The organism is Salisediminibacterium halotolerans (assembly GCF_003814815.1).
GTDB lineage: Bacteria > Bacillota > Bacilli > Bacillales > Salisediminibacteriaceae > Salisediminibacterium > Salisediminibacterium halotolerans.
The window spans coordinates 93515-112604 of sequence record NZ_RKQQ01000005.1 but is presented as its reverse complement, the minus strand read 5'-3'; the positions used below and the strand labels follow the sequence as shown (position 1 = coordinate 112604).

The window sequence follows — 19090 nt, the reverse complement described above, 5'->3', positions numbered from 1 at the left end:
GTAGTTATTCTTTCGTACTATTCACGCAGATCGCAATCGTTAAACTTCCGGAGCGGGTGTATCAATTTTTTCAACCAGACCCGAATAACCGTTCACCCGCACCCGGTCGCCTGTTTGAAAAACGCTGCTGACATTTTCAATCCCGGAAACAGCAGGCAGGCCGTATTCACGAGCTACGATCCCGCCGTGAGAGCCGGTTCCGCCCGTTTCCATAATCAAAGCCCCGGCGGTTAAAAACAGCGGCGTCCAGCTTGGATCGGTTTGGTGCGTGACAAGAATTTCTCCCGGGTTCAGACGTTCCTTACCCGGATAGTCAATCACTCTGACCGTGCCTTCGTACTCGCCGCCGGAGACCGGGTTTCCCGCGAGAGCATTGTGTGAACTGCTCGTTTCAGGTTCGAAAAAACATTCGCCGACATCATTGATAAAACGGGGGATTGTTTTCCATGTTTGCTGCTTTTCCAGTTCACCTCGGCGCTCTTTCACCAGCATATCCATATTCCCTTCGCCGTTAAGCAGGTCCTCTTTTGTTAAATAAAAGACGTCCCCAGCCGAGCTCAATTTCCCTGCCTGCTCAAAAGCCTCCCCAATCGCCTGCAGCTCATGACGGATTTTCTCCAGTGACCGGACAAAATCAAACTTCGGCCGTTCCCGTAAGCCGAGCAGCAGGCGGATTTTTTCTGCATCCTTTTTCGTCTGTACGGCTGCTTTCGCGCCGATTTCATTACGGACATGAATCACCAGCCGCTGTACGGCCTTGTCCGAAGCCTCGGCTTCAGTGATTTTTTTATTTACTTCTTCAGCGCCCATACTCATATAGGCTGACACCATGTCCAACAGATACTCCGGCTGTTCCCGCCAATTCGGCCGGCCGATATCCAGCTCCATATTTGAGCGGTGACCGTGCATTTCAAGCAGATGTTTTATCCGCGGATCCGTTATTTCCGGCTGTTTACCTTCAGCCAATAGCAATTGAGCAATTTTCAAAAGCTGATAACCGAGTTGTGATGTGACACTGTTCGGGAGATGGCGAATCAACGGATTAATCCCTTCATCGGTGCCGAACCAGCGCAGCAGCCGTTTACGCAGACGCTCTTCGGCTTGGAAGCCGGGCAGAAAAATCATCGACTGATTAATAATCACATGCATCGCTGCAGCCATCATCTCTTCAATCCAGCGCCATTTTTCAGCAACGGTCGATGCTTGCCGGCGTTTAGCTTCCATCAACTGCAAATGCTCTTCTGCCAATGCGCGCGACCTTGCCTCTGCTTTTTCCGGATGCCGCAACGATTGGCGAAAATAACCGGCAAGCTCTTTGGATTTCCGGGCCATTTGCCGGTTAAGGGTCAGACTGCCGGCGCTTTTTTTCCATTCTCTCCCGTCGCGTTGATAAATTTCCCGCAGCAAATCTTCTGCTTTCGGATCTTTTTGACTGATCGCTGCAGCCATACGCTCAGCTCTTATTTTGGATTTTAAAACGGGGGTTATGTCCCAATAAATCCGTCCGGCCGCTGTTTTATAATACGGTAAATCAGCCGGCATACCGGCGCCGAAAACGTTAAGCGCCCCTTGCATTTCCAGCCTTTGAACATCGAGTCCTAACGGTGTGAACGGCTCTGCGATCCCTTGGGAGATACGGTGAAACGAAAGGTACAAGCGAGCGCCCTTTTCCTCTCGGCTGTCTTGCGGTTGGACCGCAGGGAACAAGGTCGTCACCGGGCGCGCCTGAACTAAAGACAGGCCTTCTTCACCGATCACCCATTCAATATCCATCGGTTCGCTATATTCATCTTCAATTTTCCAGGCTAACTCGTATAATTCATTTAAATCAGAACGCGTCAAGCTCGATTCTTTGCGGCGATGATCCTCAACATCTTCAACGTTTTTTCTGCCTCCGCGCCAGACAACGGCCTTTTTCTTTTCAGTAATGTTTTTATCAACAATCGCACCGCTCGCTGCGTCCATAATATATTCATCCGGGTTAACGGTGCCTGATACAACAGCTTCACCCGCCCCCCAAGAAGCGTTCACGAGCCACTGATCACGGCGGTGATTGCGAATGTTCGCTGTAAACAGGACACCGGACTTTTCGCTATCTGCCATTTTTTGGACAACTACCGCAAGCGCCGGATCATTAGCCGTATGCCTCATTCCCCTGTCCAGCCGGTATTTGACTGCATGCGGATTCCACAGCGATGCCCAACACTGTTTAATCGAGTTAAGCACTTCTTCTCCGGTCTGCAAATGCAAAAAACTGTCGTGCTGACCGGCAAACGACATGTCCGGCAAATCTTCAGACGTCGCTGACGATCTCGCCGTGACAAATTCCGCACCGAGCTCTTCATGCGCCGTTAACACCCGTTCCCGCATCTTTTCAGCAAACTCGCCTTGAAGAATCTTCGTGCGAATTTCAGCTGCAACCCGTTCGACCTCTGCCGTGTCAGCTTCATGCAAGTCGCGGCATTTTTCCTCCAGCCAATGCGACAGGCCGTTGGAGTCAAGAAATTGCTTATACTCTGATGTTGTTAAGACAAAGCCCGGCGGCACAGGCAAATCCGCTCCTGTCATCCGGATAAGCTGTTTCGCTTTCCCGCCGACTTCTTCGATTGCCGTTTCTGCGCGATCGGAAAAGTTTTTAATCACCGCAATTCACCCCATGTATGTGTCATCTCCGTACTTTTCCCTCTTTTTCCTGCCGCTATTCATAAAACGGCAGTAAATTTTTATAGCGACAGTTTGGGATTGTTTTTCAAGGATGGAGGAGGACAATCATCTCAATTAGCGAAAACAATCGGACATATTCGAACCTGTGACTCTAATCTTATTTTTCAAAATTCTTATTATTCAGCATACAAGCGAAAACAAGAGCATGTGCTTGAAAGCGCTTACTAAAATGGTTATTCAGCTTCTCAGCTTATTTTATCCGTGTTGACGATCTATGCGAAAATTTCTATATAAACTTTTTAACTTTAAAGGGGCAATTTGAAAGGAGCGAAACGTATGGCAACTATTCGGCAATGGTGGGACAAAGCATGGGCGAGTCATAACCGGATAAAAGATTTGCTTTCGATCGTCTCGGGAAAACCCGGTAATGATCCGCCCAAAGATAGCGGACGGATGGCGAAAGCTTCCGGAAAAATGACCGGAACGTATCGGCAGCCGTCACCTGACGGAAAAGATTTCACCCGCAAACAAAAGATCGGACTTGTCTTGGGCCCGCTATTATTTTTGCTCATTCTTTTCTTTTTTGATGCTGAAGGGCTCCCGCTCGAAGCACGCGGAGTGTTAGCTGCTACCGCTTGGATTGCAACATGGTGGATAACTGAGGCGATTCCGATCCCGGTCACGTCGCTCTTGCCGATTATTTTGATGCCGCTTGTCACAACGATTGAAGTCGGCGAAGTGACGCCGAATTACGGCGACAATATCGTATTTTTGTTTCTCGGCGGTTTTATCATTGCTTTAGCATTGGAGCGCTGGAACTTACATAAACGTATTGCCCTCGCGATTATTAACGCGGTCGGCACCAGCACGAAGCGCCTAATGCTTGGATTTATGCTCGCAACCGCTTTTTTATCGATGTGGATTTCCAACACCGCTACTGCGATGATGATGGTCCCGATCGGCACGGCGATTATTTATCAGCTTGGATCATTGATCGATGAAACGAGTGTCAACAATGCCAAACAAGAGGAAGAACGTTTCTCGAAAGGGCTGATGATCGCGATTGCGTTTGCTGCTTCGATCGGCGGGCTCGGCACCATTATCGGCACGCCGCCGAACACGATTCTTGCCGGTCAGCTCGATGAGATTTTCGGCATCGACTTGGCTTTTGCCGATTGGATGTTGTTTGGTGTACCTCTGTCGGTAACGTTATTGTTGGTTGCTTGGTTCTACCTCGTCACGTTTGCCTTTCCGATGAAGATGAAAGAAATTCCCGGCGGCAAAAAAGTCGTCCAGGAAGAACGTTCAGCTCTCGGAGCGATGACTGCGGACGAAAAAGCCGTTATGACGGTATTTACCCTTACTGCTCTCGCATGGATATCCAGAACGTATGTGTTACAAGAATACGTCCACGAAGGAATCGATGACACGATGATCGCGATTACCGGCGCGTTTGTTCTCTTTCTGATCCCGTCTTTTCAATACCAGGGAGTTAAACTGATGAACTGGCACACGGCGAAAGATGTTCCGTGGGGCATTTTGATTTTATTCGGCGGCGGACTCGCGATTGCCAGCGCGTTCGGTGATACCGGACTCGACGTCTGGATCGGCGAACAGCTCGGTGTTCTTGTCGGAGTCGAACTGATCTTGATCGTTCTTGCCGTTGCCGTACTTGTCTTGTTCTTAACAGAAATTACATCGAATACGGCATCGGCAACGATGCTGATGCCGATTATGGCGTCGCTTGCCTACGCGATTGATGTGCATCCGTTCGCAATGATGGTTCCGGCTGCTGTCGCCGCCTCCTGTGCGTTCATGCTCCCGGTGGCAACACCGCCAAACGCCGTCGTTTTCGGGTCGGGCTATTTGAAGATGATGGATATGGTTAAAGCCGGATTTTGGATGAATCTGATCGCGATCGTTGCGCTAACTGTTTTTGTCATGCTGCTTTTACCGCTCGTATTCGGGATCGACATCTCAACCTTTCCGTAATTGAAAACAACCAACTGCCGTAATCGGCGGTTGGTTGTATATGGTACACTTTTGGCATATCGTACTGCAAAAGGAGGAACCCTTATGAGCATGACCCGCTGGATCGGCGTCGCGATTGTAATCACCTTGATGCTCCTGCACTACACGGAAACGCTCGTGATACCGGGATGGCTCCTGCTTGGCGGCGCCACGGCCGCTGTTGCTATTATAATCAGCATTCAGCTTTATAACGAGAAAAAAGGCGGGCACTCTTGACGAATGCCCTCTTTTTAATCGTTTTTACTGTCACTCTTTTGTTCACCGAAAGACTTTCCCCAAAAGTAAGCAACACCTCCGCCGACAATCATACAGCTGATGACTAACAACAGGTTAAACATCCCGTTTATCCCCCTTTTTTAAGAAGACGCTTGCTGTTCGACAGTTGCAATGTAGGGCAAGTTCCTGTACTGCTGTGCGTAATCAATTCCGTAACCGACAATAAACTTATCGGGAATTCGAAAACCGACGTAATCAATTTCCATCTCGACTTGCCGCCTTTCCGGTTTATCGAGCAGTGAACAGATTTTCAATGCTTTCGGTTTGTGCATGTTCAAATGATCGATTAAAAAATGCAGCGTCAAGCCGCTGTCGACGATGTCTTCAACAACGACGACATTTTCATCGGTAATGTTTGTATCCAGATCTTTTAACAAGCGGACTTTCCCTGTCGTCTCTGTTTGATTGCCGTAACTTGAAACGGAAATAAAATCAACTTGCACATTTCCGCTTACGCTGCGCATCAAATCCGCCGCAAACACGAATGAACCCTTCAGCACGGCAATTAACACAATCGGTTCATTGTTAAAATCGCGTTCAATCTCTTCCGCCAGTTCTTTAACCCGTTTTTGAATCTGCTCTTCTGACAGCAGCGTTTCATCGATCACGTTCGTCATTGTCATACCCCTCCATGGCTAGCTTAACTTGTTCATCTTTATCATACCTTGCGTTAACGGTGATGAAAAGATGAAACAGCATGTATTTTTACTTTTCAAGCTGAGTCGCTTGATTTATAATGAAAATAGTTTCGCAAATCGAAATATTCAAACATAAGAAAGCGGGGATATCGATGCAAGAAACCGTTACGCGTTCAGAAATACCGACTGAACAAACTTGGGATTTACGCGACTTATTTGCCGATCAACAAGCGTGGGAAACAGAAGTTGAAGCAATTCCTGCTGTATTGGAACAAGTAAAAGCCTATAAAGGCAAAATTGCCGAAAGCGCTGAGATGCTTCTCGGTGTTTTAAAAGAATCGGATAAGCTTCAAGAACGCTTCACAAAAGTGCTAACTTATGCGCACCTGAGTGAATCGGCTGACGGCTCCGATCCGCTCAATCAGGCAAACGCCGCTCGGGCCGCTTCATTGCAGGCAAAAGTCAGCGCGGAAACGTCTTTTATAAAATCAGAAATTCTTCAATTGTCCGATCAGCATATTGCTGAGTGTATTGTCGTTGAACCGGAACTGGCCGAATTTCAAAAACAGCTTGATGACCTGTTAGAAACCCAGCCGTACCGTCTTTCTCCTGAAGCCGAAAATGTATTGGCTGCGTTCACCGAAGTTCATCAGGCGCCGTTTATGATTTACGAGCGCAGCAAATCTTCCGATCTTCATTTTCCGTCGTTCACGACATCTGCCGGCACCGAATATCCGTTAACGTTTAATACCTTCGCAAATTACGAAACGTCTGCGGACACCGAAGTGCGCCGTAAAGCATATAAAACCTTTTATGAAGCGCTCGCCAACTACCAAAACACATATGCGGCAGCCTTGGCTACAGAGATTAAGAAAGAAGTTGTCGAATCCCGGCTTCGCGGCTACGATTCGGTCACGGATATGCTTTTGCATAAACAAGACGTTACGCAAGATATGTATCACCGCCAGCTCGATACGATCCAAGAAGAACTTGCACCGCACATGCGCCGGTTTGCGAAATTAAAACAGCGCGTGCTCGGGCTGGAGGAAATGACCTATGCGGATTTAAAAGCGCCGATCGATCCGGATAATTCTCCGGCGATGACGTATGATGAAGCTGGGGAGCTTGTGTTAGAAGCGTTAAAGCCAATGGGCGACGAATACATGGACTTTATGAAACAGGGCGTACACAACCGCTGGGTCGATTACGCCAACAATCACGGCAAACGCTCCGGCGCATTCTGTTCGAGTCCGTACGGCGTTCATCCGTACATTCTCGTCACGTGGAACAATTCCATGCAAGACGCGTTTACACTTGCTCACGAGCTGGGGCACGCAGGCCACTTCAGCCTTGCCGGCCGTTATCAGCGGATATCAAATACGCGGCCGTCGATGTACTTTATCGAGGCCCCGTCGACAATGAATGAAATGCTGTTAAGCCAGCATATTTTAAGCAAATATGACGATCCCGCGATGCGGCGATGGGTGATTTTGCAATCGCTCGGCACGTATTACCATAACTTTGTCACGCACATTCTCGAAGGTGAGTTGCAGCGGCGCATTTATAAAAAAGCAGATGAAGATGTTCCGATTACGACAGATATTCTTAACGGCGAGAAAAAAGCGCTGCTGGAAGATTTCTGGGGCGACGCTGTCACCATCGACGACGATGCCGGGTTAACGTGGATGCGCCAGCCGCATTACTATATGGGGCTGTACCCGTATACCTACTCTGCCGGTCTGACCGCCTCGACTGCTGCCGCGCAAAAGTTTAAAACCGAAGGGCAGCCAGCGATCGACCGCTGGCTTGAAACACTGAAAGCCGGCGGAACGCTTAAGCCGCAGGAATTGATGCAAAAAGCCGGCGTTGATATGACAACGAAAGAACCGATTCAAGAAGCTGTTGCTTACGTCGGTTCCCTCGTCGACGAATTGGAGCGAAGTTTTTAAGCTTTAAATTACAAAACGAAGCCGCCCAAGTCACGGGCGGCTTCGCTTTATTCTTCAGCATTTTCTTCACTTCGCGCAATATTTTCTTCATGCTCTTCATACGTTTCGGCAAAATAATGTTCATGCGAACCGTCTTTTTTCGTCACATAAAACAAATAATCGTGATCTCCCGGATCAACCGCTGCATTTAACGACGCAGCACCGAATGACGAAATCGGTCCGGGCGGAAGTCCCTCTTCTTGATACGTATTATACGGCGACTCTATCTCTAAGTCTTCATACGTAACTCGCTCTTGCTGCTCATCAAATAAATATTGGACGGTCGCATCTGCCTGCAGTTTCATCTCTTCTTCGATCCGGTTGTGAAATACACCGGAAACTTTCGCCCGCTCTTCGTCTACTCTTGTTTCCCGTTCAATAATCGAAGCTAATATAAAGGCATCATAAATATCATTGAAAGCCTCCAGGTCTGTTGCTTGCTCTTTTGTTTCATCATTGACTTCTGTTTCCATTTGATCAAGCATCTTCACAGCAATGTCTGCCGGTTTATCTTCCGGGCTGATTGTATAAGTTGCCGGAAACAGAAGCCCTTCCAGGCGATGGTCGCGGCCTTGACCTTCAGCAGAAACCCACGATTTTACTTCATGACTTTTCACTTGGTCGGCTTCAAGCGCCTCAAACCATTCATCTTCTGTCATAATATTTTCGTCAGCGAAAACCGCGCCGATTTGTTCTAACGTTAAGCCTTCCGGCACGGTGACCTGAATCCGTTCATCGGCAGTTTCAACATTATCCTCATCTTCGTTTGATTGAATTAACAAGTAAACTCCGCTGAATACGGTCAAAAACACAACAATTAAAACCGCAGCTGCGGCAAGCGTTTGCTTCAATATGCATCCTCCTTCATTTTCCAGTCATCCTTTGTTACGATTACTGTTGAGTATAACATCGTATTTATCTTGCAAACGGCAGAAATTTTAAACTCACCCTTGAAACTTTTTTCCATCTCATTACGTCTTACTGGATAGAATTAATAAATAAGGACGGATTTTATGCTCAAATACATCAACTTTCTGCTTGCACTGTTCCTGCTTTGCGGCTGCACAAATTCATCTTACGAAGGAGAGAACCTGCATATCGGCGTGATCGGCAGCCTTCCGGATATTCACAACCCGAACGTTCAGTTCTCGATCACAGATGCTTCGGCGCTTGAAGACGAAAACGAAGACGACAGATATGATGCTTTTTTTATTACGTGCGAACACTTCCAGCACCTTTCTTCACCGAGCTGGGCAAACGTTTACGACGAGATTGAAACACCGGTTTTCTTTATTAATGCCAATCAGCCGTTGACGGTATTTCATGAGGAAGAATTTCTCTACAACAATGAAGATTTCCCCGTGAATGCTCATACAATAGGATTTGTCAATACAGACGGCGAACAGCAAATCACATGGGCATTCGGCGAACCTGTCTCTTCAGAAAATGTCGATGATACGCCTCCGGATATTTTTGACGATATCTTTGCCGCTATTTCAGAAGGTGATGATCATTCCTCCGGTTAGTTAGGCTGTCAGACTGATAAAAACCCGCCTTACATACCCCGCAAGGTTTAACTGGTCATACTCCCCGGTGTATGTTACATTGATAATTCAAGCACTATTCAAATGTTAAATAGTTGGCTGATTCATTTACTAAGCTGGCGGAGGGATTTTTTATGACCATCGATATTATGCTTACATACGGCGTGCTCTTGCTCGCTATCATTTTATTTGTCTCAGAAAAATTGCGGACCGACCTTGTTGCTGTTCTCATTATGGTCTTGTTGCCGTGGACAGGGGTCATTACTGTCGACGAAGCCTTTTCCGGTTTTGCATCGGACGCCGTCATTTCGATCATCGGCGTGATGCTGATCGGTTACGGCATTGAGAAATCAGGTGTGATGGGCGTGATCGCCAAATTGATCACAGACAACGTCGGAACGAAGGAAAAAAATATCATGGCGACAACATCAGCTACTGCCGGTGTCATTTCGTCGTTTATGCAAAACATCGGCGCCGCCGCGCTCTTTCTTCCTACACTTCGCCGTGTCGGAAAACGGGCCAAAATCGCCCCGTCAAAACTCATTATGCCGATGGGGTATGCCGCTATTCTCGGCGGAACCTTAACGATGGTCGCTTCCGGCCCGTTAATCATCCTCAATGATTTACTCGGCGATGCCGGGTATGATTCGTTTCACCTGTTTGCCGTCACTCCGATCGGGGTTGCCCTTCTTGCCGGCGGCATTCTTTATTTCTACCTGCTCGGCCATAAAGTGCTTCCGGGCAATAAAGAGGATGACAGCAGCAAGCACGATGCTTCGCTTCAACACGTGTACAACTTGCCGGAACACATTTATGAGTGCACGATTCCCGAAGAAAACGCCTTGATCGATCAGTCAATTGAATCGTTAAATATTTGGCAGCAATTCGGTATTCATATTATCGGCATTTATGAAAACGGAAGCTTTACGTACACACCTTGGCGTCAAACACGGATCAGAGCGAACCAAACGCTGGCCTTGCTGGGCGACGAAGAACAAATCCGCGCGTTTACAAAAGCGTATAACCTGTCCGGCACCGATGACCCGCAAATTTTCACCGACGTTCTGAACGATGAATTTGCCGGGTTTGCTGAACTGATTGTGCCGCCAAAATCAGCAGCCGCCGGAAGAACGCTCGCTGAACTCGGACTCCGAAAAAACTATCACGTCGAACCGGTTGCCTATATCGGCCCGGACGGGGAACAGTTTAACGTTCTTGAAGACGAGATGACGCCGGGCCTTGAAATTATCGTGTTCGGACGCTGGGAAGATATCGACAAGCTGAAACAATCCGAAACGTTCGTTGTCATGAGCAATGTGAAACAGCCTGATCCTTCTTCCGGACGCGACTTGAAAAAACCGGCCCTCATTTCGCTCGCTGTTTCGCTAACGCTCGTACTTTTCGGCTTTCCGCTCCCGATCAGCTTTTTTACCGGAGCTATGATGATGATTCTGTTTGGAGTCATCCCGAAAAACGAGATTTACTCAGCGATCGATTGGAAAACCGTCTTTCTTCTCGCCGGACTCATTCCGCTCGGTACAGCTTTTGATAACAGCGGAGCCGCCGAGTTAACAGCCAATGCTTTAGTCAGTGTGATTGAAACGTGGGGGATTTTGCCGATTCTGATCGTTATCGGCTTGCTTTCAATGTTCTTCTCGCTCTTTATGTCAAACGTTGCAGCGACAGTGCTGCTCGTGCCGCTCGTTATTTTAATGGGTGAAAGTTTCGGTGTCGACCCTGCTGCGCTGGCACTGCTTGTCGCTGTATCGGCGTCCAACTCCTTTGTCCTGCCTACCCATCAGGTCAATGCGTTTATTATGACTCCCGGCGGCTACCGAAATGCCGATTATTTGCGGGCCGGAAGTTTAATGAGCGTCATTTTCCTCGTCATTTCTGTAACGATGATCTGGCTTTTCTATATTTAAATCAATCAGAGCTCGGCCAGCTGCGGCCGAGCTCTTCTCGTCGTTATATTGTCCAGCGGTCAACAAGTACAGCAACGAGCTGATAATCTCCGTCGTCTTCTTCAAATCCGAGATGCAGGCTTGCCCAGTTTAATTGTTCAGGGTCTTCTTCAACATGAAAGGCAATATATTCCGCCTCTGGATAGATCTCATCACCGTTAAACGGCATATGACCTTGTCCTTCGTTCGCATTTTTTTCAATTTTATCCGCCTCGGTGAAATCGCGCACAAACAAATATTTGTCGTGATACTCAGAAGGAGTCAAAATAATATCTTCTCCTGAACCGTCTTGTACGCCCCAATCATAGGTTTCTTCTGTTTCGGGAAATTGTGATATTTCGTCCGGAGAAAACATTGGATCTTGTTTAGTATCAATGTTTATATAAGGTGAAAATAACACTCCCCGAGTATGCGTCATATCCGCTACTGTGTCATAATCTTTTTTTTTCAGCGCTTCCACTGCCGTTTCAGCCTTCTCTTTTATATCCGGATCTTCTTCTTCCGCCGGTTCATTCGATTCGTCATTTAGATCAGCATTATCCGCTTCTGCCGCTGTATCGTCTGCCGGAACGTTCATGTTATTACTGCCGTACTCCTCTTTGTTTACATGTTGATCTGCCGGTTCATTGCCGCCGCAAGCACTTAGAACAACTGCACTGCTAAACACAAAAGCATACCAAAACATCCGCCCCGCTATTTTTTCATGCATGTGAATCCCTCCTATTACTACGGTCGTTAGAGTGAAAAATCGCGTTACACCATCATTGCACCGTTTTTTACGATCCTGCTTGAAAGACGGATTGAACCGCTTCTTTTCAGGGTATGTTGGAGACAACAGCATGTTCTATCGAATGACTTCATTTTTGTATATGTAACGATCCGCGATGAAGAAATGGAAATGGAGGGAGCTGAATGAGCAAATTAGAAATCATTGTGGAAAATAAGCGGGATGCCGTTTTAGCCGAAAAGTACGGCGCAGACCGGCTCGAGCTTGTATCAGCGATCGCTTCAGGGGGACTGACGCCGAGCTTTGGAACAATCAAACAAGTGCTCTCTTCGGTAACGATTCCTGTGCGGGTGATGGTACGCCCGCAGAGCTATTCTTTTTTGCTGCGAAAAGATGAGCTTGAATCGGCCTTGGAAGACGTACGGATTATTCGCTCACTCGGCGCAGACGGGATTGTATTCGGAAGTATCACAGAAGACGGCGAAATTGATACATCCTCTTTGGAAGCCGTTCTTGATGAAGCCGGCGATATGGCGCTGACATTTCACCGCGCATTTGATCAGCTGACAGATCCGCTCAATGGATGGCGACAGCTGCGGCACTATCGGCAAGTGACCTCCGTATTAACGTCCGGCGGCAAGACTAAAGCGATTGAAGGCTTGCCGTTATTAAAAAAACTGAGCGATCTTCAGAAATACGAAACCGGACCGGCTGTTTTACCGGGGAGCGGGCTCAACCGCGACAATTTAGCTTCCGTGCATCAAACACTAAAAACCGGCTTTTATCACATCGGATCCGCAGCAAGGCGGCAAGGTTCTTTCGCCCTGCCGCCTGACAAAGAAGAAATCGCGTATTTACGTTCGCTTATTCAGTAAATCGATCCCCGGCTCTGCCGCTCCACTTCAGTAACGACGTATTCACAGATCCGGTGTGTTTCTAAAGCATCCGCATTCGTCACAGCCGGAGGTTTGCCGCTGTTCACCGCTTCGATGAAATCGTCGACCATGTCGGTAAATCCGCGCGTCTTTAGGGTTGGAACCCAATCAGCGATTTCGGGTTTAATTTCTTCGCGCTCTCTGCGAATCGTCAAATCTTTGACATGCTGCACGATCCCGGTTTCATGAGGTCCCATCACTTCCGCTTTTTCGACCGTTGTCCCGGCATTGCGGTTCATAATTCCGACAGCCGAACCTTGCGGGGACGAAAAACGGAGAATCACGTGATGCAATAAATCGTCTTTATAATGACTGTCGACGCTCATATTTGTTATCGGATAAGGGAACAAAAACCGCATCGAATCGACGACATGGATGAAATCTTCAACAACGAATGTTCGAATGTCCAGCGGCACGGAACTGCGGTTTTTTTGGACGATCACCATGTTCGGCTCTTGAATGTCTTTTAAGCGCTGATAACTCGGGGCAAAGCGGCGGTTAAAACCGGTTACTAGCAGCAAGTTTTGCCGATCAGCTAAATCGGTTAGCGATTCGGTTTGATCATAATACATCGTTACCGGTTTATCGACAAAGACATGAACTCCCGCTTCAAGCAGTCTGCGCACCGGTTCTTCATGAGCATGCGTTGTCGAATGGACAAAAGCCGCCTCGATCCCGCTGGCAATCAGCGAGGACAGACTTTCATGCAGATGAGTAAACCGGTATTGCCGGCCGATTTGTTTTAATTTCGCCTGATCGCGGGTATAAAGATGAACTTCTGTGTCCGAGCGTTCGCCTAATAGAGGCAAATACGCTTTTTTGGCAACATCGCCGATCCCGATCATTCCGACTTTAATCATGGACAGCACCTCCAATTTTTCTCAAGCTTCAGTTGTGGTTATTCCCTTCACTCTTAAAAAGAAAACTAGACTGGCGCTTGAAGTCAGACAGATGACCGTCCATACTGGAAAATATAATTTATGTAAAGCGAGGGAAACGGTTTGCGCGCAAATATTACCATTGCCCCGATGACGCCGGGCGACTGGCCGGCCGTTAAAACGATTTATCAACAAGGACTCGACAGCGGCATTGCCTCCTTTGAAAGCTCGGTTTCTGACTGGCCTGATTGGGACAGCGGCCATTTAGCCGAATGCCGTCTCGTCGCCCGCCGATCCGGGCGAGTCTGCGGTTGGGCCGCCCTCGCGCCGGTATCTTCCCGAACTGTCTATGCCGGGGTCGCTGAACTTAGCATTTATGTTCACCCGGATGAAAACGGGCAAGGAATTGGCGGTCTTCTGCTCTGGGAACTGATTAAAGCGAGCGAACAAGCGGGATACTGGACGCTTCAATCCGGTGTTTTCCCGCAAAATAATGCGAGCCGCCGCTTGCACGAAAAACACGGGTTCCGCGAAGTCGGACGACGGGAAAAAATTGCTCAACGAGACGGCCTATGGCACGACCTGATTTTAATGGAGCGGCGCAGCTCCGTAACAGGACATACTGATAAAGGGTGATCGTCAATGATTAACGTGTTTTTGCGAGAATTAAACGGACTGCTGTGGCAATTTCAATCGATTTTGATCATCGGGCTCGCCGCCGGATTAACTTATCTTTCGGAAACTTACAGCGATCTTTACCCGCAGCTCCCATTTAACGGCTTCGCGCTGATTATGAGCGTATTCGGATTTCTTGTCGTTTTAACGGTTTCGCATGACGCATTAAACAGCGAAGCAGCTGCGCGCACATTTCGTCTTGTTGTCATTCGCATTCCCCGTGCAGCAATTTTTGGCGGAAAGCTGCTCGCACATGCCGGGTATTGGCTCATCATGTTGATCGTAGCTGTCGGCGTTACCGGCTTTTTTACTGCCCCCGGGTTAACAGGCAGCACGACGATGCATGTCAGCTTGTTGTTTTTTTCAATCAGTACAGCATTTTTTCTTTCAGCTTTAATCAAGCGTCCGCTCACGTCAAAACGGGTCAGCGTCTTGGCCGGCATTCTGTTGCCGGCGGCTGTGATATGGTCATACGCTGCCGATAACTGGCTGCATGCGGTTTCTCCTTACCATATGTATATTTATGACTCGATCCTTGCCGTCATCATCCCGCTGTTTTATGGCGCTGTTTTATTGAGTGCCGCTTACGTGCTCTTCGAAAGGAGCGATCTGTAAATGGAAATGATCCGTACAGAGCAGCTGATGAAGAAATATCAGAAAAATAAACAAGTCGGTCCTGTATCCGTCACTGTCGAAGAAGGCGCACTTTATACGATTATCGGCGCCAAAAATTCCGGAAAATCAACCGTTTTAAATATGCTCGCTGATATCACAGTTCCGACCGGCGGCGATACATTTTTATTTGCGGAAAAAGGCGCATTTCAATCTGTGAAAAATTCTGTCGGCATGCTTCCGGCTGATCCGGGGTTTTATGAAGATTATACACCTGTCAAACAGCTGCAGTTTTTCAGCCGGATATCGGGTGTGAAAGCAGATAAAAACCGGATTCATAAAGTGCTTGATGCCGTCGGTTTGGGTGATGTCAAAAAAGTCCGCACCGGCCGGCTTCTCCCGGCACAAAAAAGACGCTTAGGTTTAGCACAAGCAATCATTCATGATCCTGTTCTTATTTTACTCGACGAACCGACAGCCGGTTTAAATGAACGCGACCGCACAGACGTGCGCAAAATGATCGAACAGTGGCACGAAGCCGGTAAAACGATTGTGATGACGACTGATGATTTGGAAGAAGCCGAAGCGCTCTCGACGCATCTCGCTGTTATGCACGAAGGAAGCGTCGCTGTTGAAGGGTCGCTTGCCGAATTAAAACAGCGCTTTGCCTCATCATTTTCTGTCAAAATGAAACTCTCGTCGGAAATGTCCCAATATGAACACCGGAAAATCGAAGAAGCGCTGACGCTCTTGAATAAATCAGAAGAGCGCGACGGCCGTTATCTGACGGTTCACGTCGCTTCCGAAGAAGAAATCCCGAAGGTGCTGATGGTCTTTTTGTCTAACAATGTCAAAATATACGAAGTGACTGTCCGGCAGGATTCGCTCTCCGATGTGTTCGAAGGCGGACTTCCTTATGAATCGACGGACGAAACACCGACGCGCGCGACCTAACCTAAAAAAAGCACCGGGGAGATTCCGGTGCTTTTTTGTTTCTCTGACGGACGGATTACGTGTTCACGCTTCCGCCGAATTTTCCTGAGCGGAAATCAGCAAAAGCCTCCTTAATCTCTGCGTCCGTATTCATCACAAACGGCCCGCCGGCCGCAATCGGTTCGCCGAGCGGTTTGCCGGCATACACCAGCACTTTCGTCCGGCGATGAAGAGCCTCCAAGCGCAAATGCGTCTTATCTCCCGGGTCCGCCGGGAAGCGACGTGACTTCAGCCTCTTCGCTGTACACATTTTGGTAAGACGTTTCTGACTTCTTTAAAGCAGCCGGAAGGTTGAGCCAAAGCTGCAGTGTATGCGCAATCCCCTCACCGACGGCTTCTTCAGCATGGCGCGCAGCCCACCCCGCATTCATATACTGCATGTCTCCCGGTTCCAAAATCGTATGACCGCCGCTGTTATCAACATGTTCTAACTGACCGTCTAGCAAATACGTCACTGTCTGAAACCCGCGGTGCGGATGATCGGCAAACGCGCCGCGTTTAAACCAATCCTCTGCCATTAAGATAAAAGGATCTGTCTCTATCATCCGTTCGGCCGGAATCACCCAGCCTTTTTGAATAAACGGTAAGCGGTCTTGCTGATACGCGACTTGCCATGATTCCTTGACTTCACGATCGCTCATTTTTACCCCTCCTGACGGATGAATGGCCTCCTATTCAGTAAACCACGCCCTGGAAGGATCTGCAAAGAACACGCTTGACCTGCCTTATTTTGCAGGATTTTACATCCTTTTGGCGAAATACTTACTGAGACTGACTTTTTTACTAAAAGGAGATGAATTCATGACAGGTCAGCAAGGAACGATTCAAGGCGAGCACTACCGCTTCACCGTATTAACCGAAAAAATGATCCGGATGGAATACAGTGAAGACGGCATATTTGAAGACCGTGCCACCCAAACCGTTGTGAACAGGGACTTTCCCGCACCCAATTACACCGTCTACGATAACGAAACATCTTTAGACATTATTACGGATACGCTGCATCTCACTTATGATAAACAGCCGTTTTCAAGACACGGTCTGCAAGTTCATATTAAGAGCCCGCACGTCGAACACTGGAAGAACACCTGGCGTTTCGGCGACAGCGGATGGAGTTTGCCCGGCACAGCCCGAACGCTCGACATGGTGGACGGAGAAACAGAGCTGGAACCGGGCGTGCTGACAAAAGACGGGTATGCGCTCATTGATGACAGCAACGCCGCTGTTTTGGACGGCGACTGGATCTCCCCTCGCAAAGACGGGATTGAAGACCTTTACTTACTCGCTTATCCGAAAGATTATAAAACAGCGCTCCGTGATTTTTTTCATCTTTGCGGAAAAACACCGATGCTTCCGCGGTATGCGCTCGGCAATTGGTGGAGCCGCTACTATGCCTATACCCAAGATGAATACCTCGCGCTGATGGATCGCTTTGAAGAGGAAGGCGTGCCGTTTTCCGTCGCCGTGATTGATATGGATTGGCACCTGACGGATATCGATTCGAAGTACGGACACGGATGGACCGGGTATACGTGGAACCGTGAGCTTTTTCCCGATCCGCTTACGTTTATGCGCACGCTCCATGACAAAGGCTTGCGCGTATCGCTGAACGTCCATCCGGCTGACGGCGTAAGGGCGTTTGAAGAGCCTTATGAACAGATGGCAAAAGATTTAGGCGTCGATCCTGCAACTGAGCAGCCACTCGCGTTTGATATTGCAAATAAACGATTCGCCGAAGCATATTTTAAACACTTGCATCATCCGCATGAACGTGACGGCGTTGATTTTTGGTGGATTGATTGGCAGCAAGGAACGGATACATCGGTTCCTGGACTGGATCCGCTCTGGATGCTCAACCATTTTCATTACCGCGATCATGCTAAACGCAACAGCCGCCCGCTCATCTTTTCACGTTATGCCGGCATCGGCAGCCACCGTTACCCGATCGGTTTCTCCGGAGATACCGTCATTACGTGGGAATCGCTTGATTTTCAGCCGTACTTCACGGCGATGGCCTCCAACGCCGGCTACGGCTGGTGGAGTCACGATATCGGCGGGCATATGTTCGGCTACAAAGATGCGGAACTGATGATCCGTTGGCTTCAATTCGGCGTTTTCGCACCGATCACCCGGCTGCACAGCACGAAAAATTTGTTCAGCGGCAAAGAACCGTGGCGTTTTGGTGTCCGCTCCCATCAAATCTTAAACCGTTATTTGCGCTTTCGTCATCAGCTTCTGCCGTATATGCACACGATGAATGCCCGGTTTCACTATGAGGACGAACCGGTCGTCCAGCCGATGTATTATGATTATCCGCATCATGAAGATGCTTATCATGTGCCAAACCAATACGCTTTCGGTTCCGAACTGATCGCCGCACCGATCACAACACCGATGAATCGTGCGTTTGACCGCGGCTCGGTAACTGTCTGGCTTCCGGAGGGCACGTACACAGATATTTTCACCGGTCTCATCTACGACGGCGGCCGGATGATCACCGTATACCGGCGCCTCGATGAAATTCCTGTATTTGCAAAAGCCGGAGCGATATTACCGCTCAGTCCCGCTTTAAAAAGCAGTCAGCACGGCGTGTCGCACCCGGAATCGCTCGATATTTCTATCTTCCCCGGCGCCGACGGATCATTTCGGCTTTACGAAGACAATGACAGCGAGAAATCGGCCGTCACGCCGATGGTGTTTCGTTGGAATGATAACGGTGTTTCCCGTTTTGAGCTCCGCCGAGCGGAAGGGAACCTTGACATTCTGCCGGAAAAACGGACATACACACTGCGGTTCAATGGGATGACTTCGTCAACGCTCATAAACGTTCTTGCTGACGACGGGGTTACCGCCTTGCCGTTTGAACGTGAAGACGATCGTGAAACAGACGCTGTTATGATCACGCTAGATAACCGTCCTGTTAACAACGGCTTTTTCGTTGAATTTCCCGACGGTCTCTCGATCGGCAAAAATAACTTATCCGAGCGCATTTTCAATTTGCTAAACGAAGCGGAAACCGATTTTGTCTTGAAAGAAACGATTTATGCGCGTGTGTGTTCCGATCTTAATGAGCCGCATAGACTGATCAGCAGCCTGCAGGCGATCGATTTGCCGGACGATCTTTACGGCGCTTTAGCTGAAATCATTCTTGCCTGACAACAACCG

17 protein-coding genes are annotated in these 19090 nt (G+C 48.5%); 10 read left to right on the top strand and 7 right to left on the bottom strand.

Annotation, left to right across the window (positions count from 1 at the left end; translation table 11 throughout):
- Positions 1–39: 39 nt before the first annotated feature.
- Entirely contained in the window at positions 40–2643 is a 2604-nt protein-coding gene (locus EDD67_RS10140) for a PEP/pyruvate-binding domain-containing protein (RefSeq protein ID WP_121439929.1), read from the bottom strand.
- Positions 2644–3000: 357 nt separating this feature from the next.
- Here EDD67_RS10140 and EDD67_RS10135 point away from each other — a divergent pair, with 357 nt between their 5' ends.
- Positions 3001–4656, top strand: a complete 1656-nt coding sequence (locus EDD67_RS10135) for an SLC13 family permease (protein ID WP_121439928.1) — start codon at positions 3001–3003, stop codon at positions 4654–4656.
- An 84-nt stretch (positions 4657–4740) separates the two neighbouring features.
- Positions 4741–4911 carry a hypothetical protein gene (locus EDD67_RS13965; RefSeq protein ID WP_154718758.1) on the top strand — a complete coding sequence of 57 codons (171 nt, stop codon included), beginning with the start codon at positions 4741–4743 and terminating at the stop codon, positions 4909–4911.
- A 140-nt stretch (positions 4912–5051) separates the two neighbouring features.
- Here the strand turns inward: EDD67_RS13965 and hpt are convergent, their stop codons facing one another.
- Complete coding sequence (gene hpt / locus EDD67_RS10130; protein ID WP_121439927.1) at positions 5052–5588, bottom strand: hypoxanthine phosphoribosyltransferase; 537 nt, start codon at positions 5586–5588, stop codon at positions 5052–5054.
- Positions 5589–5761: 173 nt separating this feature from the next.
- Between hpt and pepF the strand changes: the two genes are divergently transcribed.
- Positions 5762–7558 carry an oligoendopeptidase F gene (gene pepF, locus EDD67_RS10125; RefSeq protein WP_121439926.1) on the top strand — a complete coding sequence of 599 codons (1797 nt, stop codon included), beginning with the start codon at positions 5762–5764 and terminating at the stop codon, positions 7556–7558.
- A gap of 47 nt (positions 7559–7605) precedes the next feature.
- Here pepF and mltG read toward each other — a convergent pair whose 3' ends face one another.
- Positions 7606–8448 carry an endolytic transglycosylase MltG gene (mltG, locus tag EDD67_RS10120; protein ID WP_158638216.1) on the bottom strand — a complete coding sequence of 281 codons (843 nt, stop codon included), beginning with the start codon at positions 8446–8448 and terminating at the stop codon, positions 7606–7608.
- Between the two features lie 162 nt (positions 8449–8610).
- Here mltG and EDD67_RS10115 point away from each other — a divergent pair, with 162 nt between their 5' ends.
- A complete protein-coding gene (locus tag EDD67_RS10115) occupies positions 8611–9123 on the top strand; it encodes a hypothetical protein (protein ID WP_121439924.1) in 513 nt (170 codons plus the stop codon).
- A gap of 152 nt (positions 9124–9275) precedes the next feature.
- Positions 9276–11066 (top strand): SLC13 family permease, encoded by a 1791-nt coding sequence (locus EDD67_RS10110; RefSeq protein ID WP_121439923.1) that lies wholly within the window; start codon positions 9276–9278, stop codon positions 11064–11066.
- A 43-nt stretch (positions 11067–11109) separates the two neighbouring features.
- On the opposite strand, the gene EDD67_RS10105 is transcribed toward EDD67_RS10110, so the two are convergent.
- Entirely contained in the window at positions 11110–11814 is a 705-nt protein-coding gene (locus EDD67_RS10105; RefSeq protein ID WP_121439922.1) for a hypothetical protein, read from the bottom strand.
- 203 nt (positions 11815–12017) lie between these two features.
- On the opposite strand from EDD67_RS10105, the gene EDD67_RS10100 reads away from it, so the two are divergent.
- Positions 12018–12707, top strand: a complete 690-nt coding sequence (locus EDD67_RS10100) for a copper homeostasis protein CutC (RefSeq protein WP_121439921.1) — start codon at positions 12018–12020, stop codon at positions 12705–12707.
- Here EDD67_RS10100 and EDD67_RS10095 read toward each other — a convergent pair.
- Positions 12701–13627 (bottom strand): Gfo/Idh/MocA family protein, encoded by a 927-nt coding sequence (locus tag EDD67_RS10095; RefSeq protein ID WP_121439920.1) that lies wholly within the window; start codon positions 13625–13627, stop codon positions 12701–12703. The genes EDD67_RS10100 and EDD67_RS10095 overlap by 7 nt on opposite strands.
- Positions 13628–13768: 141 nt before the next feature.
- Here EDD67_RS10095 and EDD67_RS10090 point away from each other — a divergent pair, with 141 nt between their 5' ends.
- From EDD67_RS10090 to EDD67_RS10080, 3 genes are read left to right on the top strand one after another with little or no spacing between them, the layout of a single operon-like run.
- On the top strand, positions 13769–14281 hold the full coding sequence (locus EDD67_RS10090) for a GNAT family N-acetyltransferase (RefSeq protein ID WP_277872127.1): 513 nt from the start codon (positions 13769–13771) through the stop codon (positions 14279–14281).
- A 6-nt stretch (positions 14282–14287) separates the two neighbouring features.
- Positions 14288–14935: a hypothetical protein gene (locus tag EDD67_RS10085; RefSeq protein WP_121439919.1), complete on the top strand. Its 648-nt coding sequence runs from the start codon at positions 14288–14290 to the stop codon at positions 14933–14935.
- Positions 14936–15886 (top strand): ABC transporter ATP-binding protein, encoded by a 951-nt coding sequence (locus tag EDD67_RS10080; protein WP_121439918.1) that lies wholly within the window; start codon positions 14936–14938, stop codon positions 15884–15886.
- 55 nt (positions 15887–15941) lie between these two features.
- On the opposite strand, the gene EDD67_RS14195 is transcribed toward EDD67_RS10080, so the two are convergent.
- Together EDD67_RS14195 and EDD67_RS10075 are read right to left on the bottom strand one after the other, a co-directional pair.
- Complete coding sequence (locus EDD67_RS14195) at positions 15942–16112, bottom strand: pirin-like C-terminal cupin domain-containing protein (RefSeq protein WP_318272063.1); 171 nt, start codon at positions 16110–16112, stop codon at positions 15942–15944.
- 7 nt (positions 16113–16119) lie between these two features.
- The gene (locus EDD67_RS10075) at positions 16120–16566 is read right to left on the bottom strand and encodes a pirin family protein (RefSeq protein WP_307723686.1); all 447 of its coding nucleotides are present in this window, start codon (positions 16564–16566) and stop codon (positions 16120–16122) included.
- A 160-nt stretch (positions 16567–16726) separates the two neighbouring features.
- Here EDD67_RS10075 and EDD67_RS10070 point away from each other — a divergent pair, with 160 nt between their 5' ends.
- Positions 16727–19081 (top strand): glycoside hydrolase family 31 protein, encoded by a 2355-nt coding sequence (locus tag EDD67_RS10070; protein WP_121439917.1) that lies wholly within the window; start codon positions 16727–16729, stop codon positions 19079–19081.
- Positions 19082–19090: the final 9 nt, after the last annotated feature.